Source organism: Methylobacterium longum (assembly GCF_022179385.1).
GTDB lineage: Bacteria > Pseudomonadota > Alphaproteobacteria > Rhizobiales > Beijerinckiaceae > Methylobacterium > Methylobacterium longum.
In genome coordinates this window covers 1-19292 of sequence record NZ_BPQS01000051.1, presented here as the reverse complement: position 1 = coordinate 19292, position 19292 = coordinate 1, and the positions used below count along the sequence as shown (strand labels likewise).

20 protein-coding genes and 1 pseudogene are annotated in these 19292 nt (G+C 70.8%); 10 read left to right on the top strand and 11 right to left on the bottom strand.

The features are described from left to right. Positions 1–89: 89 nt before the first annotated feature. Positions 90–1493: an ATP-binding protein gene (locus tag MFF58_RS26120; RefSeq protein WP_238292185.1), complete on the bottom strand. Its 1404-nt coding sequence runs from the start codon at positions 1491–1493 to the stop codon at positions 90–92. Further along, positions 1490–2245 carry a response regulator gene (locus MFF58_RS26115; protein ID WP_279603376.1) on the bottom strand — a complete coding sequence of 252 codons (756 nt, stop codon included), beginning with the start codon at positions 2243–2245 and terminating at the stop codon, positions 1490–1492. Before MFF58_RS26115 ends, MFF58_RS26120 begins: the two co-directional genes overlap by 4 nt. A gap of 129 nt (positions 2246–2374) precedes the next feature. On the opposite strand from MFF58_RS26115, the gene MFF58_RS26110 reads away from it, so the two are divergent. Beyond that, positions 2375–3619: an acyl-CoA dehydrogenase family protein gene (locus MFF58_RS26110; protein ID WP_238292182.1), complete on the top strand. Its 1245-nt coding sequence runs from the start codon at positions 2375–2377 to the stop codon at positions 3617–3619. A gap of 110 nt (positions 3620–3729) precedes the next feature. Continuing rightward, the gene (locus MFF58_RS26105; RefSeq protein ID WP_238292180.1) at positions 3730–5616 is read left to right on the top strand and encodes a glycoside hydrolase family 15 protein; all 1887 of its coding nucleotides are present in this window, start codon (positions 3730–3732) and stop codon (positions 5614–5616) included. A gap of 215 nt (positions 5617–5831) precedes the next feature. Here MFF58_RS26105 and MFF58_RS26100 read toward each other — a convergent pair whose 3' ends face one another. From MFF58_RS26100 to MFF58_RS26085, 4 genes are all read right to left on the bottom strand, one after another. Further along, the gene (locus MFF58_RS26100) at positions 5832–7346 is read right to left on the bottom strand and encodes a DUF2336 domain-containing protein (RefSeq protein ID WP_238292178.1); all 1515 of its coding nucleotides are present in this window, start codon (positions 7344–7346) and stop codon (positions 5832–5834) included. Beyond that, positions 7343–8422, bottom strand: coding sequence for a lysozyme family protein (locus tag MFF58_RS26095; protein WP_238292176.1), 1080 nt, complete (start codon positions 8420–8422; stop codon positions 7343–7345). The genes MFF58_RS26100 and MFF58_RS26095 overlap by 4 nt, the downstream gene beginning before the upstream one ends. 93 nt (positions 8423–8515) lie before the next feature. Further along, positions 8516–9145 carry a flavin reductase family protein gene (locus MFF58_RS26090; protein ID WP_238292174.1) on the bottom strand — a complete coding sequence of 210 codons (630 nt, stop codon included), beginning with the start codon at positions 9143–9145 and terminating at the stop codon, positions 8516–8518. A gap of 14 nt (positions 9146–9159) precedes the next feature. After that, positions 9160–9723 (bottom strand): nitroreductase family protein, encoded by a 564-nt coding sequence (locus MFF58_RS26085; RefSeq protein WP_238292172.1) that lies wholly within the window; start codon positions 9721–9723, stop codon positions 9160–9162. Positions 9724–9942: 219 nt separating this feature from the next. Here MFF58_RS26085 and MFF58_RS26080 point away from each other — a divergent pair, with 219 nt between their 5' ends. Continuing rightward, complete coding sequence (locus MFF58_RS26080; protein WP_238292170.1) at positions 9943–10863, top strand: RgsD C-terminal domain-containing protein; 921 nt, start codon at positions 9943–9945, stop codon at positions 10861–10863. A gap of 19 nt (positions 10864–10882) precedes the next feature. Here the strand turns inward: MFF58_RS26080 and MFF58_RS26075 are convergent, their stop codons facing one another. Further along, positions 10883–11758, bottom strand: coding sequence for a DMT family transporter (locus MFF58_RS26075; RefSeq protein WP_238292218.1), 876 nt, complete (start codon positions 11756–11758; stop codon positions 10883–10885). Positions 11759–12035: 277 nt separating this feature from the next. On the opposite strand from MFF58_RS26075, the gene MFF58_RS26070 reads away from it, so the two are divergent. Beyond that, complete coding sequence (locus MFF58_RS26070; protein WP_238292168.1) at positions 12036–12437, top strand: PRC-barrel domain-containing protein; 402 nt, start codon at positions 12036–12038, stop codon at positions 12435–12437. 159 nt (positions 12438–12596) lie between these two features. Here MFF58_RS26070 and MFF58_RS26065 read toward each other — a convergent pair whose 3' ends face one another. Then, the gene (locus MFF58_RS26065; RefSeq protein ID WP_238292166.1) at positions 12597–12839 is read right to left on the bottom strand and encodes a hypothetical protein; all 243 of its coding nucleotides are present in this window, start codon (positions 12837–12839) and stop codon (positions 12597–12599) included. 275 nt (positions 12840–13114) lie between these two features. Between MFF58_RS26065 and MFF58_RS26060 the strand changes: the two genes are divergently transcribed. Together MFF58_RS26060 and MFF58_RS26055 are read left to right on the top strand one after the other, a co-directional pair. Further along, positions 13115–13609 (top strand): phosphohydrolase, encoded by a 495-nt coding sequence (locus MFF58_RS26060; protein ID WP_238292164.1) that lies wholly within the window; start codon positions 13115–13117, stop codon positions 13607–13609. Between the two features lie 179 nt (positions 13610–13788). After that, positions 13789–14016 (top strand): hypothetical protein, encoded by a 228-nt coding sequence (locus MFF58_RS26055; RefSeq protein WP_238292162.1) that lies wholly within the window; start codon positions 13789–13791, stop codon positions 14014–14016. Between the two features lie 734 nt (positions 14017–14750). On the opposite strand, the gene MFF58_RS26050 is transcribed toward MFF58_RS26055, so the two are convergent. Further along, on the bottom strand, positions 14751–14927 hold the full coding sequence (locus MFF58_RS26050; protein WP_238292160.1) for a hypothetical protein: 177 nt from the start codon (positions 14925–14927) through the stop codon (positions 14751–14753). Positions 14928–15050: 123 nt separating this feature from the next. Here MFF58_RS26050 and MFF58_RS26045 point away from each other — a divergent pair, with 123 nt between their 5' ends. Both MFF58_RS26045 and MFF58_RS26040 read left to right on the top strand, forming a co-directional pair. After that, positions 15051–15317, top strand: coding sequence for a hypothetical protein (locus MFF58_RS26045; RefSeq protein WP_238292159.1), 267 nt, complete (start codon positions 15051–15053; stop codon positions 15315–15317). A gap of 229 nt (positions 15318–15546) precedes the next feature. After that, on the top strand, positions 15547–15705 hold the full coding sequence (locus MFF58_RS26040; RefSeq protein WP_238292157.1) for a hypothetical protein: 159 nt from the start codon (positions 15547–15549) through the stop codon (positions 15703–15705). Positions 15706–15722: 17 nt separating this feature from the next. Here MFF58_RS26040 and MFF58_RS26035 read toward each other — a convergent pair whose 3' ends face one another. Both MFF58_RS26035 and MFF58_RS26030 read right to left on the bottom strand, forming a co-directional pair. Then, positions 15723–15884, bottom strand: a complete 162-nt coding sequence (locus MFF58_RS26035; RefSeq protein WP_238292155.1) for a hypothetical protein — start codon at positions 15882–15884, stop codon at positions 15723–15725. A gap of 308 nt (positions 15885–16192) precedes the next feature. Then, complete coding sequence (locus MFF58_RS26030) at positions 16193–16627, bottom strand: hypothetical protein (RefSeq protein WP_238292153.1); 435 nt, start codon at positions 16625–16627, stop codon at positions 16193–16195. A 553-nt stretch (positions 16628–17180) separates the two neighbouring features. Between MFF58_RS26030 and MFF58_RS26025 the strand changes: the two genes are divergently transcribed. Then, positions 17181–18122, top strand: coding sequence for an NAD(P)-dependent oxidoreductase (locus tag MFF58_RS26025; protein ID WP_238292151.1), 942 nt, complete (start codon positions 17181–17183; stop codon positions 18120–18122). Positions 18123–19060: 938 nt separating this feature from the next. Beyond that, positions 19061–19292 (top strand): annotated as a pseudogene (locus tag MFF58_RS26020) (sugar transferase); the annotation flags it as partial.

Sequence of the window (19292 nt, the reverse complement as noted above, 5' to 3'; positions counted from 1 at the left end):
CCGCCCTTCGACGACGCTGCGGCAGTTTCGCGGATTCCCATGCGGGATCGCGCACCCGGCTCGGCGGGACGCGCGGCGCAGGGAGGGCGTCAGGCGGCCTCGGCCGGGAGCGGTGCGACCTTCAGCGGTCCACGGCCCGTGAGGGCTTTGGCGGCCAATGGAAGTTCGATCGCGGCGCAGAGGCCCCCCTCGCGGCAGTTCTCCAGCGTCAGCCGCCCATGATGGGCCTCGATGATGGCCTGAACGATCGAGAGGCCGAGGCCGAAGCCGCTCGCCTCGTTGAGATTGCGGGCCCGGTCGCCGCGCACGAAGGGTTGCAGCATCGCCTCGCGCTCGGCGTCGGGGATGCCCGGACCGGCATCGAGCACGCAGACCCGGATTCCCCGCTCGGAGGGTTCCATCCGGACATCCGCGCGGCCGCCATACTTCACGGCATTGTCCACGAGGTTCGTCACCGCACGCTGCAGCTCCTCGGTGCGGCCCTGGACGAGCACGTGGCGGCTGCGGCTGACGCTCACCGGCGCGCCGACATCCGAGAAGTCGTCGCAGACCGTTTGCACCACCGAGGCGAGATCCACGAGGCTGTGACTGTTCGTGTCCCGCGCCTGTCCGTCGCGCACGAAGGAAAGCGCGGCCTCGACGAGCCCGTTCATCTGGTCGAGGTCTCGGAGCGTTGCGGCCCGGGCAGCGTCGTCCTCGATGAATTCGGCCCGCAGACGCAGCCGGGTGATCGGCGTGCGCAGGTCGTGGCTGATCGCGGCGAGCATCTGCGTGCGGTCGTCGATCAGCCGGCGCACCCGCGATCGCATCCGGTCGAGGGCGCGCGAGACGGCCAGCACCTCGCGCGGTCCAGCCTCCGGCAGCGCGACGTGATCGTCCCGCGCGCCGAAGGCCTCGGCGGCGGCGGCGAGCCGCTTGAGGGGTGCCGTGAGGGCGCGGGTCGCCCAGACGCTGAGCAGCGCCAAAGTCAGCGCCAGGAACACGACCGTGAAGATCAGCGCCCCGTGCTTGGGACCGCGCAGCGGATCGTTCGGCAGCGTCGCCTGGAGCGTTGCCCCGGCCGGCGTGCTGATGCCGACATGAAGCCGCCCCGCCGCCCGCTCCGGATCACCGTCCGACAGGTCCGTGATCGTCACGGCTCGGCCGGCACCGTTGCGCAGGCGGCGGATCACCGGAAGGTCGGGGACCGGCTGAGCACCGGTCGGCACCGTCCCGTCCCAGGCCTCGACGTGGATGAGCGGCAGGCTGCGTCCGCTGAGGAGCAGCGCGGGCCGAGCCGCCGGATCGGCCGCATCGAGGAGTCGGACCAGCGTGCCCAGGCGGCTCGCCGCCACGCCCGGCAACTCGTCGGGATTCTGCGACTCATGGAGGAGCAGGAAGGCGACGGTCGCCACGACGTGCGCCAGCGCGATTCCCGCTACGACGAGCAGCGCGATCTGACCCGCGATCGTCGTCGGCCGGATGCGGGTCTGGAGGCGCCGCAGCCCGTTCATGAGCGCGTGACCTCGGGCGTGAACAGGTAGCCGCCGGAGCGGATCGTGCGGATGAATTCGGGATTGCGGGTGTCGCGCTCGATCTTCTGCCGGATGCGCGAGATCAGCACGTCGATGCTGCGCTCGAACGGTCCGGCGGCGCGACCCTGAGTGAGATCGAGGAGTTGATCGCGCGACAGGACCCGGCCGGGACGCAGGCAGAGCGCGTGGAGCAGATCGAACTCGGCGCCCGTCACGGCGATCCGCGCGCCCTCGGGCGACAGCACCTGGCGCAGGGACACGTCGAGGGTCCAACCCGAGAAGTGCAGCCGGCGGCGCTCGTCCGTGTCGGGCGCCTCGGCGGCGACCCGGCGCAGGATCGCGCGGATCCGGGCAAGCAGCTCCCGCGGATTGAACGGCTTGGCCAGGTAGTCGTCGGCACCCAGTTCGAGGCCGAGGATCCGATCTACATCCTCGGATTTCGCGGTCAGGATCAGGATGGGGACCTGCGAGGCGCCGCGCAGGCGCCGGCACAGGCTCAGCCCATCCTCGCCGGGGAGCATCAGGTCGAGGACGATCAGGTCGATCCGCGCTTCGGCCAGTGCGCGATCCATCTCGCTGCCGTCGCCAGCCAACGTCACGCGGCAATCGTTGCCGCGCAGATACCGCGCGATCAGGGCAGAGATCTCCCGGTCGTCCTCGACGACGAGGATGTGAGGTGTAGTCGGAGCACTCATCGCGAAGGAGTCTGCGTGCGTCTCGGCGTGCATCATCAAGCTATTATGACCCGATCCGACGTTTATTCGAAGGTGGTTGGCGGAACCAATTTGTAAGCGCGTGTTTCCCGCACGCGGCCTTACATTGAGACGCCGCCGCATGACGCCGCATGACAAGGGGGAACGATGACCGGATCCGAGGGCCGGAACGATCCGATCGCGCCGAAGCCGCCCGAGCTGACCTCGCCCTGGCGCACGCCCGCCCGGGCCGACCTTCAGGCGGAGGCTCGGGCGTTCGCCCGCGATACGGTGCTCCCCCTGGCGGATGAGCTCGACCGCCACAAGGCCGAGATGCCCCGCACGCTCATCGACGCCATGGCCGAGAAGGGCTGGTTCGGCATCACGATCCCGGCGGAGCATGGCGGCCTCGGGCTCGGGGTGTTCGAATACTGTCTGGTCTCTGAGGAACTGGCCCGGGCGTGGCTCTCGGTGGGGAGCATCCTGGCGCGGGGCCAAGGCCTGGGAACGCAAACTCTGGACGCGGAGCGCCGTTCCGACCTGCTCCGGCGCTCGGCCCGCGGTGCGTGGATCGGCTCGATCTCCCTGTCGGAGCCCAATGCCGGCTCGGATCTGGCCGGCGTCCAGACCCGCGCGGTGCGGGATGGCGAGCACTGGGTGCTCAGCGGCACCAAGCGCTGGGCGGGCTTCGCCAAGGGAGCGGACTTCGTCGAGGTCCTCGCCCGCACCCGCGAGCCGGAACCCGGCGAGGCGCGCTCGGCCGGCCTGGAGCCGTTCCTCGTGCTCAAGGAGCGCGACAGCTTCCCGACCGGCATGACCGGCCGGGTGATCGACAAGATCGGCTATCACGGCTTCCAGACCTTCGAGCTCACGCTCGACGGCGTGCGAGTACCTGAGAGCGACCGGCTCACCGGGCTCTACGGCGACCAGGGGGCGGACGCGGATGCCGGCGGGTTCGCCTCCGTCCAGCGGGGCCTCAACATCGCCCGGGTCCACACGGCGGCCCGGGCCGTCGGTGTGGCGCGCGCGGCCGTGGAGGACAGCCAGGCGTATCTACAGGAGCGGGTCCAGTTCGGTCATCCGATCGGCGACTTCCAGGCGCTGCGCTTCGCCCTGGCCGACATGGCCGCCGAAGTCGCCCAGGCGCGGGCCTACTGGCACCAGGTCGCCCACCTCCTGGATCAGGGCGAGCCGGCGGAGAGCGAGTCGGCCATGGTGAAACTTCTCGCCACCGAGATGGCGGTGCGCGTCACGAACCAAGCCATGCAGCTGCACGGGGGCAACGGCTACACCACCGAGCGCCGGGTCGAGCGCTACTGGCGGGACGCCCGCCTGACCACAATCTTCGAGGGTACGAGCGAGATCCAGCGGCGGATCATCAGCGACCGCATGCTGCCGCGTCCCGGGTCCTGACCGGACCTGCGGCGAATCGTCGAGCCGGACTCCCCGCCCGGCGCGGCCCGGCTACCTCACGGATCAGGTCTTGCCCGACGGAGCGGGCGACGCCGCCATCCGGAAGCCCCGTGTCGAAACCCATCAGCGACTACGCCCTCATCGGCGACACCCATTCCTGCGCGCTGATCGCCCGAGACGGGTCGATCGACTGGCTGTGCTGGCCTCGCCACGACTCACCGGCCCTGTTCGTGAAGCTCCTCGACGACGAGAAGGGCGGCACCTGCAGCATCGCCTTCGACGACGGTGCCGAGACGGACCGGCGTTACGTATGCGAGACCAACATCCTCGAGACGACCTTCACCACCTCGACGGGGCGCGCGCGCCTCGTCGACGTGATGCCGGTCAATCCGCCGAGCCCGGAGCCCGACGAGGGGCCGGACGGAGAGGGCGAGAGCCGGCTGATCCGCCTTCTCACCTGCGAGAGTGGCCACGTCAGCGGGGTCTTCCGGGTTCGTCCGACCTTCGACTACGCGCGCCGGTCCTGCACGCCCCTCACGGAGGGCGCCTCGGTGCTGTTCGAGGCCGGGGACTGGCGCGTGCGGGTCAACGCGCATCGGCAGCCGGATCTCGTCGGCGATGCGGCCGAGGTGTCGTTCCGCCTGTCCGAGGGCGAGACCGCCTACCTCGTCCTCACTCACGGCGAGGACGACGAGGATGCCTGCATTGACGATTTCGGCGGTGCCCAGAGCCGCCTGGAGGCGACGGCCGATTACTGGCGGCGCTGGAGTGCCCGCTGCACCTACCGCGGCGCCTACCGCGACGCGGTGATGCGCTCGGCCCTCTGCCTGAAGCTGCTGACCTACTCGCCCTCCGGCGGCATCGTGGCGGCCGCGACCGCGGGCCTGCCGGAGGCGGTGCCGGGCAACCGCAACTACGATTACCGCTTCACCTGGATGCGCGACGCGTCCTTCACGGTCACCGCCTTCGTGATGCTCGGCTACGTGCGCGAGGCTGCGGAATTCCTGCGCTTCCTGCGCGAGCGGGACGGCACCTACGGGCGCGAGACCCGGCTGATGTACGGGGTCGCCGACGGCATACCGCCGGAGGAGGAGCTCTCCCACCTCGCCGGCTGGAACGGCGTGGGGCCGGTCGTGATCGGCAACATCGCGGAGGCCCAGGACCAGCACGACATCTACGGCGAGCTGCTGAGAGCGCTGTGCGTCTTCCTGGAGGCGGTGGACTACGATCCGCCCGAGAAGGTCAACGACCGCCTCCCCGAGGTGCTCGACAACCTCACGGCCCGCGCCATCCGGCACCGGCATGACGCGGACCACGGGATCTGGGAACTGCGCACCGGACCCCGCCAGCAGGTGCACACCAAGGGGATGATCTGGGTGGCGCTCACCGATGCGGCGCGGATCGCGCGCAACATCTCGGGGGTCCCGGAGGAGAAGATCGCCGAGTGGGAGCGCGTCGCCGCCGAGGTCCGCGCGGAGTATCTCGACAAGGGCTGGAACGCGCAGAAGCAGGCCTACACCGGAGCCTACGAGTCCCATCACCTCGACGCCGCGGTTCTGCGGGTCGCCCTGTTCGCGGCGCTCGACCCCTCCGACCCGCGCACCCGCTCGACGCTCGCGGCCATCGAGCGGGAACTCGGCGCCGGCGACCTGATCTACCGCTATCGCATGGAAGACGGCCTGCTCGGCGACGAGGGCACCTTCACGGCCTGTGCCTTCTGGCGGGTCGGTTGCCTCGCCCTCGATGGGCGGACCGGCGAGGCCAAGGCCACCTTCGAGCGGCTCATCGCCCGCGGCAACGATGTCGGCCTCTTCGCCGAGGAAATCGACCCCGTCACCGGGGAGCAGCGCGGGAACACGCCGCAGGGATTCTCCCACATGGCCCTGATCAACGCGGCGCTCCGGCTGGAGAGCAGCATCGCGCGACACGGCCTGAACGAGGCCGGCGCGCAACCGGCGGATCTGCAACGGGCGGATCTGCAACGGGCGGCCGAGTAGCGGTTCGACCCCCGCCATCGCGGCGGGTGTCGCAAGGAAAACCCGGTCAGCGCCGAAGCCCCTCATCGCGGCACCGGCGGCCGGTTTCGCTCGCACAGAACGTCGGGATGCCGCGCCACGCGTCCCCGACATGCCCCCGGTCCGTCCCCGCGCCGTCGACACGCAGCCGACCTGCGGGATGGCCCCGACCCGTCAGGGATCCGGCCGCACCGCGATCAGGCCGCGATCCGAGCCGCCTTGGCGTCCGCGCCGATCTCCTCAAGCACCGGCGCGACCAAGCTGCGGCTGGCGCGGAAATGGTCCAGCAAGCTCTCGCCGAGGCCGTCGAGCACCGCGTCGGTGGCCGCCTGCTCTTCCGGGTCGACCGGTCGCTCGTCGGTCCGGTACCAAGCCAGGATCTGTTCCGGCAGCGCGTCGAGGATGGCGCCGACCGGGTTGTGCGTGTCCGCCGCGGGACCGGTCCGGTCCTCGACCAGTGCGACCGTCTCCGCCGCGCTGGCCGGAGCCTCGAAGGCGGTCCTGCGCTGGCTTTCGAGGGCTGAGCGCCAGGCGGCATCCGCGGCGTGGGCGTCGCGCCGGGCTGTTTCACGGGCCAAGGCCTCGGCCGCGATGCGTCGCGCCACCTCCCGGGCCTCGTCGCGGGCGGCCTCGGCTTCGTAGCGGTTCAGCAGCGCGAGGACCGGCTGCATATCCGCATCCGGCAGCGCGCCGCAGGCCGTAATGGCGCACTCGATGATCCGCCGCGACAGGCCGACGCCGCGGATGGAAGTCCCTCGGCAGGCGACGTCCTGCCAAGCGGAGAGAGCCGCCTGCATGGCCGGCAGGAGCGCGGGCGGCAGACCGGCCCGGGCGTGCACGTCGGCGAAGGTCCGAGTGTCGCGCATCGCGCGTGCGACCGCGGCATGATCCTGGCCGGACAGGTCGGCGAGGGCCGCCAGGGCGAAGTCGGTCCGGCCGGACAGGACGGCGCGCAGGATCAGGCCGGCGGTGAGCTGGCGGGACGTGCGGAGATGGGTCACGAGCCGGGCCACGCCGGCCGCGCCGAAACCCGCGCAGGCCTCCAGCGCCACGCGCTCGCCGGTCTCCCGGCTCATCCGGTCGCAGCGCTCGGCGCCGAGCCAGCCGCGGCGCGTGACGAAGTCGGACAATGCCCGCGCCACCGCGAGCCCGATCGCGTGATGGACTTCCGGCGGCAGGTCGGCGCGGGCCAGCAGCGCCTCGCGCAGGGGAGCTTCGGCGCCGCAGCGCTCGACCATGCGCAGCATCCGGCCGGCGGTGATCTTCGCCGTGGGGTTCTTCGCCAGCACCACCAGCGTTTCCAGATCGCCGATCTCGGCCAAGGCCCCCGACACCGCGTGCGACAGATGATGGCGCCCGGCGATGACGGCGCGCGTCGTCTCGTCGCCGAGCGCGGCGGCATCGACCAGATCCGCATCGGTGAGCACGGGTGAGCGCGCCAGCACGACCCGCGCGACTTCGGGAGCATCGCAGGACAGGGCCACCACCAGGGGACGCGGGGTCCGTGCCGAGGCCGCGCAGGCCTCGGCGAGTGCCCGGCGGACCACCGGCGAGGGATCGTCGAGGAGGGCCAGCAGCGCCGTTTTGGCCTCCCAGGCGTCGTCCGCGGTGAGGCCACTGTAAAGATAGGCCCGCGCCAGGGCGGCGCTGGCTTCGGCGCGTCGGCTCGCCGATGCGTTCTGCGTGAAGGCCAGGAACTCGCGGATGATCATGGACCGCTCCGGGGTGTGAACAGGCTGTTCCTGACGCCCGCCGTCGCGGGCGCCGCGGCGAATTCGGACGGGCGGCGGGGCGGCAGCGGCGGGTTGGCGAGGGCTGCCCCGGGCGGAGTCGCTGCGGCCGTGGGGAGAGCGCCCGTCGTCACCGGATCCGGAGCGTTGCCGGACGTCGGTTCGGAGGCGGAGCGCGGGAAGTAGGTCGGCGCGGCGTGCGCGGCCGGCTGGGCTGCGTTCCGGGCCTGCCAGAGGCGCGCCGCGGCATCCGAGGCCGTTCCGCGCTGGTCCGTCTGGAACAGGCTGCGCAGGTCGCCGGTACCCCCGAAGGCCGTCGCCGTGTTGGCATAGGCCGAGACCGCCTGCGGCACCGCAGCGCCGTCTTGGCGCAGACCGGTGAGGTCGGTGGCGGTCGTCCCCTGCGCGGCTGCCGCGAGGCTGGCGTAGAGTTCGGCGGCGCTGCGCGGCCGGCCCGCCCGGTCGTAGAACAGGGCGCGGTTGGCTGCGGCCGCGTCGGGAAGATCGAGGGCGGCGGCGCGTTCGGGGAAGGCGCGGGCCGTCGAGATCAGGGCGGCGGCGCCCTTCGCACCCAGCACGTGCGCCGCGTAGAGGTCGCCCGGGGTCGGCTCGCGGCCGAGCGCCCCGGAGAGGGCCTCAGCGTTCTTTTGGGTCAGGGCGCCGGCCAGTGTGGCGGAAACCTTGGGATCCCGGCGCAGGTCGAGGATCGCCTGCCGCTGCCCCGCGTCGGGGACCGCGTAGGTGCCGTCCGACTGGCGGGTGATGGCATCGGCCTGCGCCTGGAGGCCGAGCCGCGGCCCGGCGTTCTTCATGACGCCCAGCCAAGTCTGCTCGATGAACTGGAAGAGGCCGGTCGCCGACGATGTTCCCGCCTTCGCGGCGGGGTCGAGGGCCGATTCCCGCCGGGCCGTCGCGAGCAGGTAATCGAAGCCGACGCCGCTCGCCACCGCCCCCTCGCGGATCGCCTGGACCACCGGCCCGGAGGCGGCCGTCCCAGGCTGCACCCGCGCCTGGGGCGGGGCATCGGGGGGGCTGGAGGGAGTCGTGAACAGGAACATCCGCGGGGCGCGCAAGGGGGCTGAAGACCACCCGAACCTGCGCCCGCTATGGTAAATAAGTCCTCAATCGGCTTCGGCCGGCTTGGTCCAGGTTCAGGACCCGGTGAACTCGCCCGCCCCCTTGGGGCGGCGCATCTGGAACCGCGTCTCCGCGGTGGCATGGAAATAGTCGAAGTATCCGCCGCGCATGATCGGATGCATCGCCGCGGTGTCGACCATGCCGTCCGTGACGAAACGCTCGTCGACGTAAATTGACACCACCTGTCCGATCACCAGGAAGTTGTCCGGCTCACCGCCACCGAGGGGCACCAGCGGCACGGTCTGCAGCCAGCGACATTCCAGGGCCGCCGGCGAGGCCGCCACCCGGGGCGGGCGCACCTTGCGCGAGGGGGCGGTCTCAAGCTTGGCGAAGGCGAACTCGCTCTGACCCCGCGGCAGCGGCGCCGAGCTGTCGTTCATCCCGTCGCGCAGGTCCCAGGTGGCGAGGCTGCAGACGAACTCCGCCCCCTCCTCGGCGAAGGTCATCGCGTCCTTGCGGCCGGAGGACGAGAAGGCGACCATGTCGTCGGCCACGGCGTTGAAGAACGAGTAGGGCGCGAGGTTGAGCTTGCCCTCGCGGCTCATGGCGCTGATCCAGCCGATCGGGCGCGGCGCCACGATCGCCTTCAGCGGGTTGTGCGGGAGGGCGCGCGCCTCGCGCGGCACGTCGAGATCGTAGTGCACGGCCGGGAACCCTTTCAGAGGAAGGTGACGATCTCGTCCAGCGCCGGGCGCGGCCGGTCGGACGGTATCTCGCGCGCCCGGCCGATATGGATGAAGCCCGCGAGCTTCTCGGTCGGCGCGAGCCCCAGCGCGTCGAGCACCCGGCGGTCGTAGGCGAACCATTCCGTCAACCAAGAGGTCGCGAAGCCCGCGGCATTGGCGGCGATCACGAGGTTCATGGCGGCGGCCCCGACCGAGAGCACCTGCTCCCATTCGGGGATCTTCACGTGCGGCCCCGCCCGCGACACCACCGCGATGGCGACGGGGGCGTGGCTCAGCCGGCCGCGCTCCTGAGCGAGGCGGTCGGACGACGCGTCCGGATTGTCCGCCGCGAAGGTCGCCGCGATGGTCTCGCCGATCCGCGCCCGCGCCTCGCCGGTGATCACGATGAAGCGCCAGGGTGCAAGCTTGCCGTGGTCGGGCACGCGGGAGGCCACCGTCAGGATCGCTTCGATCTGCGCGCGGTCCGGTCCTGGGCCGTCGAGCAGCGGCGGCGGCACCGAACGGCGGGTCTTCAGGAGGTCGAGGGTGGCGATCATGCGCTCCATCCCGGCATCGGGTTCTAGCGGGATGTGGCATGCGCGGGGCGCAGGTGGAAGTGCGGCCTGGGCAGGCGGCGTGGACGGGCGGCCTTGCCGCCGCCACGGTCCGGATGCACAGGCAGGGCCGACGATCCGCCTCAGGCCGGTACGACCGTGCGCGGATCCGCGGCGCGGCCGGTGCTTCGCGTCGCCGCGAGGATGTGGAGGGTTCGAGGGATGCGCAAGGGGCTTGCCGCGACGACGTTGGCCGGTCTCGTCACGGTCCTGCTGCCCGGCCTCTCGCCCGCGCAGGAGCTGTTCCAGAACCGCCTCGGCGGTCCCCTGCCCTCGCCCTCGATCACCAGTCCGAACCTGCCGCCCGCCATGCCACCCGCCGAGCCGGAGGCGCAACTCTCCCTGTCGGCCCTCCTGGCGGGACCCGGCGTGCCCCTGCGGCAGGGGCTGGCGTGGCGGATCTACGAGGATCGCGGCGACGGCACCCGACCGTCGATCATCGCCCGATCCGTCGAGGCGGAACCTCATTTCACCCTCGCGCCCGGGACCTACGTGGCGACGGTCACGTACGGCTTCGCCAGCGCTTCGAAGCGGATCGTGATGGGGGGGCAGCCGGCCACCGACACGCTGCGCGTCGCGGCCGGTGCTCTCAAGCTGTCGGGGGCCGTGGGCGACCAGAAGATCGCGCCCGCGCAGGTGACGTTCTCGGTCTTCGTGCCCGTGGGCACCAATTCCGAGGGCCGCCTCGTGCGCACCGGGATCAAGACCGGCGAGATCCTGCGCCTGCCCGAGGGGACCTACCACGTGGTCTCGACCTACGGAGAGTCGAACGCGATCCAGCGCGCGGATCTCCGCGTCGAGAACGGTAAGGTGACGGAGGCGACCCTGAACCACCGCGCCGCCACGGTGACCCTGAAGCTGGTGGCCGCCCCCGGGGCGGAGGCCTTCGCGGGGACCGCCTTCTCGGTGCTGACCCCCGGCGGTGACACGATCCGCGAAGCGATCGGGGCGTTCCCGCAGGTGACCCTCGCCGAGGGTGACTACGTGCTGATCGCCCGGCACGACGGGCAGGTCTACACCCGCGAGTTCAAGGTCGAGAGCGGCCTCGATCGCGACATCGAGGTTGTGGCCAAGTCGAGCTGAGGCTTCCCGGCCTCCGCGGTCAGGCGAAGCGCCGGGCGAGCGCGACGCAGGCGGCGACCGCGACGGCGGCGCCGATCATCGCCGGCTCGATGTGCTCGCCGAGCACGAGGGCGGCGACGCCGAGCCCGAGGAACGGCTGCAGCAGCTGCAACTGACCGATCGCCGCGATCCCGCCCCGCGCCAGCGCCCGGTACCAGAACACGAAGCCGATCAGCATGCTGAACAGGGCGACGTAGGCGAGGCCGGCCCAGGCCGGCATCGGGATCGCGGCGGGGTCGGAGGGCGCCAGCGCCAAGGCCAGCGGCAGGCTGACCGGCAGCGACAGAACGGTCGCCCAGGCGATGACCTGCCATCCTCCGAGCCGCCGTGCCAGGACACCGCCCTCCGCGTAGCCGAGGCCGCACGCCAGGATCGCCGCGAGCATCAAGGCGTCCCCGGGGCCGGGCTGGCCGTCGAGGCCGCGGGCGGCGAACGCGACGGTGACCAGCGCGCCGCAGAGCGACAGCAGCCAGAAGGCCAGCGACGGACGCTCTCCTGAGCGCAAGGCGCCGAACACGGCCGTGGCGAGGGGAAGAAGCCCGACGAAGACGGTCCCGTGCGCCGCGCTCACCGTGCGCAAGGCGAGCGCCGTAAGCAGCGGGAAACCGACCACGACACCCGCCGCCACGATGGCCAGCGCCCGGAAGTCGCTCCCGCGCGGCCGCCGCTGCCGGAAGACCAGCAGGGCGGCCGCCCCGGCGAGACCCGCCAGCGCGGCCCGCGCCGTGCTGAGGAACAGCGCATCCATGCCGGTCAGCGCGAGGCGCGTGGCGACCAGCGAGGCGCTGAAGATGGAGACGCCGATCAGGCCGTCGATCCAGGCGCCGGGAGCGCCTGCGCGCGCCGCCGCCGTCATGCCCGATCCGTCCGTCACCCGCTCCTCCCCGTCAACGTCCGGAGGTCCATGCGCCCGGAGGCTCGCATCGGCCAGGGACGCCGGCCCGCGGCTCGGACGATCTGTCCTGGCTGCCGGGCAGTACGGTGGTCGAGCCGGGTCGGCGCGCACCTGGCCCCCCCGTCCGCCGATCCGTGCAAACGTTCCATGTTCCGCGCATTAACATTTCTGCCAGAAGCCGGAACGATGCCGAACGACGGGGCTTACCTGCCACCCATTCGGGACACTGGAGATCACCATGCGCCGCCTCGTCATCGCCACCCTCGCCGCCGCAGCCCTCGCCGGCCCCGCCCTCGCCGCCAACGAGGCGACCCCGCCGACCGTCGCGCCGAAGTTCGAGTCCGTCCCGCAGGATGCCGTGCTGAGCTACAACCTGATCGGGCTCAACATCACCGATGCGCAGAACAACAGCGTCGGCGAGATCAAGGACCTCGTGATCGACCACGAGAAGCTCACCGGCTACATCGTCTCGGTGGGTGGCTTCCTCGGGATGGGCGAGCGCTACGTCGCCGTGTCGCCGTCCTCCATCGCCCTTGGCTACGACGCCGACGCCAAGAAGTGGAAGGCGATCATCGGCGCCACCAAGGACCAGCTCAAGTCGGCCCCCGAGTTCAAGTACGACGGCAAGTTCAAGCGCTGATCCGCGAGCCACACCGCCTATCCGCCGGGGGCTGGTCGATGCCGCCCCTGGCGACCACGTTGTCCGCGCGGGCTCGACAGCCTGCATCGGTGCGGGAGCTGCAGGTCTCCGCGGCGCGCGGGAAGGGTTGACGGGTCGGCCGCGACCGAGCCGCGCCCGTTAGGCGTCTGTCCCGAGCGCCTCGCGCGCCATGCGGGCGACGAGGGCTTCCCGCTTGGCCTGTTTCAGGACGATGCGGGCTGCCGCACGCGCGTTCGCTGCGCGGAGTTCGGCCCGCGGACCGCCGTCGCGCAGGGTTCGCCACGCCAGGGCACGGAACCACTTGGCGTTGGCCAGGGCGGCGGCGCGGCGGCTGATCGGCCCACCGACATCGAGCGGCTTCTCTACTGTAACGGACGCCATTGGCTCAATCCTGGACTGCGAGTCGCCGCTTGTCCGTTTATGAGACAGCAAATGGCGATGGCACATGAACTGGGCAATAGTTCTGCCAGTGATAACGGTCTGACGGATCGGTAAAATCCGTCATCCTCAAAACGTGGGACGCCGGCGCCATTGCCCTGGTCCGGAACCGCGCTGCCGGCCCGCCGATCGGGAACGTCGCCGCTCCGGAATGCTTGATCGAGACCCGGGGTCGGTGGGGCGCCGTCCCGCGTCGACACAATCCACGGGAGGGTCGCGTGTCGACGATCTTCGATGCTCATACCTTCGCCCTCACGGCGCATGCGGGCCAGATCGACAAGGGCGGCGAACCCTGCATGCGCCATCTGGAGCGCGTCGCGAACGCCGCTTTGGCCCGGGCCGGCCATGCCCGACTCATCGACGGGCTCGACATCGACCCCATGCGAGTGATGCAGGCGGCCCTCCTTCACGATGTGCTTGAGGACACACCGCGGACCGCCGGTGACCTGCGCGCCGCTGGTTTCTCCGCGGAGGTGGTGCGGACCGTGACCCTGCTCACCAAGCCGGCAGCCAGGACGGCCTACTCGGAGCGGATCACCACATTGATCGGATCCGGAGACCTTGCGGCCTTGCTGGTGAAAATGTCCGACACCGAGGACAATCTCTGTCCGTCCCGGATTCCGGACAACGCCGCCTTCCTGCGGGAGCGCTACGCCACCGCCTTCGCGCGACTGAAGGAGGCCGCGGCCGCGTCGGGCTACACTGGACGTTGAGCGCGCGTTGCGCTGGCCCGGATCAGGCCTTGGCGGCTCTCCGGAACTGCGATGAAGTCTCCGGGTTGGCCGAGCATGCACCCGTCGTGCGCGTTCGACCGTCCGCCGGGCGGCATCGGCTTCGAGTCGACGGGGACGAGGCATCTTTGGAAAGCGGATCGCATTACAGCAGGATCGGAATGAGCACTTCGAAGAAGACGCCCGCCGCCGATCGTCATCACGGCGGCCCGGGCAGTTCCCATCAGGATGCCTCGAAGCCGCAGTCCGAGGAGCACCACGGTCCGGCGCCGGGCAGCCCGACCAACGACACGAAATCCCACGTCTCCGGCGGGGGCGGTGAGCGTGACAGCCATCATAGGCACAGCACCAAGGGCCAGGCCCCGGACCGGACCGACCGGTCCCACTGACGGGCGGCGGCATGCGGCTGCGAATCTGCCAGCCGCTTCAGGTGCAGCCTCTATCGCCGACGGGTTCACCCTCGATAGCCAGGGGGCGAAACCCGCTTCCTGGTCTTTGAGCGGCGGGCCGATCGGCGCCGGCCACGCAGGCCGCCGGGAGTGGCGGGTGTCCGGAGCCGGTTCCCAGCCGGCGGTCGAGCAGGCTCCGACCCGTCCCGGGGGCGGAACGGTATGCGGACAGGAACACGGAGCTGGAGGATTGGCCGTGATGCCGACGTCTCACTCGCCCACCACGGTCAGCGCCGAGGGCCGCCACGCACGAGAACGCGGCGATCCGATCACCGCGAACCCCTATCCTGAGGGGTCGGATGCTCACCGGACCTGGGAGCGCGGTTATCAGATTCCCGATGCGGAAGCCCACGAGACTTCGGCGGCGGCAACCGACGGGGGCGCCGAGCCGACCGCGTCGTGAGCCGGTCTCGGAAGTGCGAGATCAGCGCCCCGCCGCCGACCCATGAGGAGGCCATCGAGGATCTGCCAGGATCCGGCGGTGTGCTGCGCGAAACCCAACCGGCCGTAAGGGTCGAGCACCCACGCGGGCCACGACGATGGCTGTGACGGCGATACCGGCGGCCAGCGCGTCGCCGCTGCGCTGGCTCACGGGATCATCGTCAGGACGCAGGCGGTCCTCTGGCGCTACCGAGCCAAGCCCGTCCGGGCACGCCCGGGCGCCCCCGGCCAAGTCAGCTGATTCTGAGGACGGGTACGGCCAGGAGGCGCATCAGGGCCCTGGTGCCGGTCACGATCAGGGCTGCCCGGATCGGCGGGCCTGGAGACTTGTTCAGGCGCGCGTTCGCGCCAGCCTGGACGGTGTTGAGGATCGCGGTCGCGGCGGCGATCAACGCGATCAGGAACGGCATGCCGGAGGTCCGCCCGCGTCGCCCATGATGCGGACCGAGGAACAGCCGCTCCGGCGAGGGGTTCCCCGTCGGACCGGACGCGGCGCCTTCGGCCCGACGGCCGGCACACGAGGGAGATACGCCATGACGCTCACCAAGAAGCTCATCGTGCTCGCGGCAGCCACTGTGCTCGCCGCCAGCCCCGCCCTGGCGGCCGAGAGCGGATCCGGCGCGACCAGCCGTTCGGGCACGGCCGACAAGACCGGTCCCAACGACGCCGGTTCCGGTGCCAGCCCCGGCGCAGCGGGCAGCGGGCCGACCACCGGCAACATGAGCCGCTCCGGGACCACCAATAGCACCGGCGCCAACGACGCGGGGTCCGGCTCGAAGCCCGGACCGGGCGGTCGCTGAGCGCGCGCTCCAGGCACGACCGAGACAGGGCACCCGGGCCTGCGGCTCGGGTGTTTCCCCGCGATGTCCGGACGCGGCGGCGCGAGGCTTATCCCAGCGACGGCAGGGCCTTTTCCTGCGCGACACTGTCGAATCACACCGGTCGGGTTCGCAGCCGCCCGGGACCCGGCGGAACGCTCGTCGGCAGGCGGCGATTCTCGCTTCAACTCAATCGATCGCTGAGGGAACGATGCCGGCCACGAAATGGATCGCCCTCCTGGGAATCATGCTCGTCGCGCTTGCCGCCTGCGACGACAAGCAGGCGCAGAACAACACGCCGACCAAGCCCGATTCCACCAAGATGGAGCCGCAGACCGACCAAGCGGCTCCGAACTCTCAGAAGCGCTGATCCGGCCGCACGTCCGCCTACCGGATCGTCGGCGCTTCGGCGTCCACGGTGGAGGGTGCCGTCGCGGATACGAAGGGTGCGGCAGCGCCGTAGCCGCGGACGGTCTCGGCGATCCAATCATCCAGCACATCGGCGACCCGGAACGCACCCCCGAGGATTGCATACATCACGTCGCGCATCGCCCACCCCCTTAGCCTTCGCTCCGCTTCGGCGTTGAATCCGAACCGCGGCGGTCAAACGAAGTGCATGGGCAGGGCGCGATCCAGCGCCTCCACGAAAGTCCCCGCCAGAACCGCGACGGTAACGGCGGCAACGGCGGCGGCGAGCGAGAGGCGAGCGGTGAGTGTCATGGGAAGTCTCCATCAGGTCCGCGACTGTGTTCGCGGTGTGACCCTGATGTAAGCCCAAGCTTTGCCGGCCGGCGTGTCCCGGCACACCTTTTGATCCGCGATCCCAGGCGTGTCATGCGGCAGGAGGGCGACGACCCCTACATCGGCGCGTGGATGCGTCGGTTCCGGGGCGTTCGACGTCGGAGTGGGCCATTCGGCCGGTCAGGCTGCTTTACGGTGGCCGCAAAGCGCCCGACCTCGATGTCCGTGCCCAGCACCTCATTCGCGGCAGCTCCGGCCGCCTCGACCACGCAGCGTACTCGCGCGGTCTGGACTGCGAGGGCTTTCATCTGGATCGGTCCGATCCTGAACACCTGCACCGCGGAAGCGATGGCGCCGGTCTCCGTCCGCATACCGAGTTGCGGGATGGCCGCCGAGAGGTCGCCCGAGAGCAAGGCCACCACCGGGCGTACCACTTCGGCGGTCCCGATGCCGGCCAGGAATTTCGGGTCGGTGGCCTGCGTGGGCCGGCTACCGGATCGGGAGTGCTGGTCGCGGCCATCGCCGGGCGTCGGGGCGACTGCTGCCGCCAAGCGCCGTCCCGTGGGATCGAGGACGCTCCCGACGCCATCCGGTCAGATCCGATCGTCAGGCGCGGATCGGGCGCATCGCCCGCGGCGGTGCCGTGCGGTCACCATCAGTGACGCGACAGCGTCGTGAGGGCGATCCCGCCGGCGAAGCACGGGCTCGCGCTCCGGGCCACGGCGCGATCGCTGTTCGGACCGTCCCGATGCACGGCGGCGACCTGCGAGAGCGGATGGACGCTCTGCCAGACCGTAACGGCGATGATCCGGAGACCTTCGAGGATTGCAGGCGGTGCCGGCGCACGGATCGGTCCACAGCCTCGCCCCGCTTCGCGCGCGACGCGGCGACGACCGTTTCCGGGCGTATCCGGACGCTGCGCGCGCAGTGGGCTGGATCGGCCCATCGCGCGTTCGCGTTTCCCGCCGCGTGTTCCGGTCCTATGACGGAGCGGTTACCCGGTCGCAGCGACGGGCGGGCCGTGCAAGGGCCGGATCTCACCGCCCTGCCCGCCTCCGGATCCCGGCTGGCCGGGCGCCGGTGACCAGAACAAGGATTCGACGCATGCCGAAGGTCGTTATCAGCGAGTTCATGGACGAGGCGGCCATCGCCGCCGACCTCCGCGGCTTCGACACCGTCTACGATCCCGCCCTGGCGGACCGTCCCGAGGCGCTGCTACTGGCCGTTGCGGATGCCGACGCGCTGATCGTGCGCAACCGGACGCAGGTTCGCGTCGACCTGCTCGCAGCCGCACCGGGGCTCAAGGTGATCGGTCGCCTCGGCGTCGGCCTCGACAACATCGACGTCGCGGCTTGCACGGCCCGTGGCATCGCGGTCTACCCGGCCACCGGGGCGAATGACGACGCGGTGGCCGAGTACGTCGTCGCGGCGGCGCTGGTGCTCCTGCGCGGGGCCTACGGGGCGACCGCCCGCGTCGCGGCGGGCACGTGGCCGCGCAACGCCCTGATGGGAAGGGAGATCGGCGGCAAACGGCTCGGCCTCGTTGGATTTGGTGCCATCGCTCGCCAGACGGCACGCCGCGCCGCCGCGTTCGGCATGGCGATCTCCGCGCACGACCCGTTCCTGGCGGCCGACGATCCAGCCTGGAACCCGCCGCACGGTCCCGTGCGGAACCTCGCCCTCGATGCGCTGATCGCGCGGAGCGATGTCCTGTCGCTGCACGTGCCGCTGACCGCCGAGACCCGCCGCCTGATCGACGCGGACGCCCTCACCCGGATGCCGCGCGGCGCGATCCTGATCAACGCGGCGAGGGGTGAAGTCGTGGACGGCGCGGCCGTGGTGGCGGCGCTGCGCTCCGGCCATCTGGGCGGGGCCGCGCTCGACGTGTTCGACCGCGAGCCGCTCGATGCGCAAGCGGGCGCCGTGTTCGCCGACGTGCCGAACCTGATCCTGACGCCGCACATCGCCGGCGTGACCCAGGAGTCCAATGTGCGGGTCTCGGTCGCCACCGCGCGTGCCGTGCGCCGTCACCTTCTCGAACGCTAGTTCGGCTCCGACCTTGCGCCGTACATCCGGGCGCACGTATCCGAGTGCTCCGACGCAGGGCACCGGATCGGAGCGAAGGCCGCGATGATCTGATCGGTCAGGTGACGTCTTCGAGCCGCGGACGTGGCGCCGGGTACATCCGTCGCAGTCGAGCTGGCGACGAGGCTCCGCGAGACTCCGTGATCGGTCGGCCGGGCGAAGAGGCGACAGGTGCTGTGCGCGGCATCGGCCGGTGCACGCGCGCGGACACGACACCGTCGTTGCCGCCGACACGCAGGCCCACGGGGTCGATGGGGCTCCGGGGCCGGCAACGCCTTCCGGTGTCGCTCGATATCGCGCGACCGCAGCGCCCTTGCGGCTCGGGTAACCGGTCACGAATGCGTCAACGGCCGTAGGCGGCGGGGGCGTTCGACGCGGTCAGTCCGGGGCGACGCATCGCTCCCGTTAGAGGGCGCCCAGTGCCGGCACCGCGGTCTCAGTCGCCGGCTGCCGAGAAGCCGGCCCCGCTCGCCGCGACGGCGGGCGCCGACCGTCGCATCTTATTTTGAAACGGTTTCGGACCTTCGATCGTTCTTGGGTTTGGTGCTGTGCAAAAACGTCGGGGTCGACGTCTTCGATATGTCATGGGGGCCGGCTCTGAACCGCGCGCGCTCTGGCGGCTTCGGTTCACAATGAGCGCCTCATTACTCGGACATAACTGATCATCGGATCAGATACCGAGCAAAATTCAGTACAAACTACCTAGCGCGGGTACGTGCGGGTTGTTTTGCTGCGTCGACTGCGCAGCTTTCATCCTCTAAATTAGGTATACCAGGCCGGTTATAGAGGGTGTAAAGGCCCGATATATTGAGTTGCAGAGACTGTTTTTGCGCGTTATGAGCGGTGCAACAACCATTCGTTAACCGCTCGCCATTGGCCTCACCGAAGGAGCTGAGACCGTGCTGACCCGTGCAGAGCCTCCCACCGCCTCCGAATTTGTTGCAACGCAGCGTAAGAATGAGGTGATCGAGCAGGTAAGCGAGGCGGCGGAAGTTGTGGCGGGAACCGTCCTTCCGCAGACGCCCTTCGTGGTTGGCGGCCTGCGTCTGGACTGGGCGGCCAAGCGGAGCCTGGACGTCGGCGTGGCGGTGACGGCGCTGTTCGTGCTTCTGCCGCTGCTGCTGCTGATCG

What these genes read in the sequence shown, in the direction of transcription:
- MFF58_RS26120 (WP_238292185.1), bottom strand. Translation starts at nt 1,493, where the DNA reads ATGAACGGGCTGCGGCGCCTCCAGACCCGCATCCGGCCGACGACGATC.
- MFF58_RS26115 (WP_279603376.1), bottom strand. Translation starts at nt 2,245, where the DNA reads ATGATGCACGCCGAGACGCACGCAGACTCCTTCGCGATGAGTGCTCCG.
- MFF58_RS26110 (WP_238292182.1), top strand. Translation starts at nt 2,375, where the DNA reads ATGACCGGATCCGAGGGCCGGAACGATCCGATCGCGCCGAAGCCGCCC.
- MFF58_RS26100 (WP_238292178.1), bottom strand. Translation starts at nt 7,346, where the DNA reads ATGATCATCCGCGAGTTCCTGGCCTTCACGCAGAACGCATCGGCGAGC.
- MFF58_RS26095 (WP_238292176.1), bottom strand. Translation starts at nt 8,422, where the DNA reads ATGTTCCTGTTCACGACTCCCTCCAGCCCCCCCGATGCCCCGCCCCAG.
- MFF58_RS26085 (WP_238292172.1), bottom strand. Translation starts at nt 9,723, where the DNA reads ATGATCGCCACCCTCGACCTCCTGAAGACCCGCCGTTCGGTGCCGCCG.
- MFF58_RS26080 (WP_238292170.1), top strand. Translation starts at nt 9,943, where the DNA reads ATGCGCAAGGGGCTTGCCGCGACGACGTTGGCCGGTCTCGTCACGGTC.
- MFF58_RS26075 (WP_238292218.1), bottom strand. Translation starts at nt 11,758, where the DNA reads ATGACGGCGGCGGCGCGCGCAGGCGCTCCCGGCGCCTGGATCGACGGC.
- MFF58_RS26070 (WP_238292168.1), top strand. Translation starts at nt 12,036, where the DNA reads ATGCGCCGCCTCGTCATCGCCACCCTCGCCGCCGCAGCCCTCGCCGGC.
- MFF58_RS26065 (WP_238292166.1), bottom strand. Translation starts at nt 12,839, where the DNA reads ATGGCGTCCGTTACAGTAGAGAAGCCGCTCGATGTCGGTGGGCCGATC.
- MFF58_RS26055 (WP_238292162.1), top strand. Translation starts at nt 13,789, where the DNA reads ATGAGCACTTCGAAGAAGACGCCCGCCGCCGATCGTCATCACGGCGGC.
- MFF58_RS26050 (WP_238292160.1), bottom strand. Translation starts at nt 14,927, where the DNA reads ATGCCGTTCCTGATCGCGTTGATCGCCGCCGCGACCGCGATCCTCAAC.
- MFF58_RS26045 (WP_238292159.1), top strand. Translation starts at nt 15,051, where the DNA reads ATGACGCTCACCAAGAAGCTCATCGTGCTCGCGGCAGCCACTGTGCTC.
- MFF58_RS26040 (WP_238292157.1), top strand. Translation starts at nt 15,547, where the DNA reads ATGCCGGCCACGAAATGGATCGCCCTCCTGGGAATCATGCTCGTCGCG.
- MFF58_RS26035 (WP_238292155.1), bottom strand. Translation starts at nt 15,884, where the DNA reads ATGCGCGACGTGATGTATGCAATCCTCGGGGGTGCGTTCCGGGTCGCC.
- MFF58_RS26025 (WP_238292151.1), top strand. Translation starts at nt 17,181, where the DNA reads ATGCCGAAGGTCGTTATCAGCGAGTTCATGGACGAGGCGGCCATCGCC.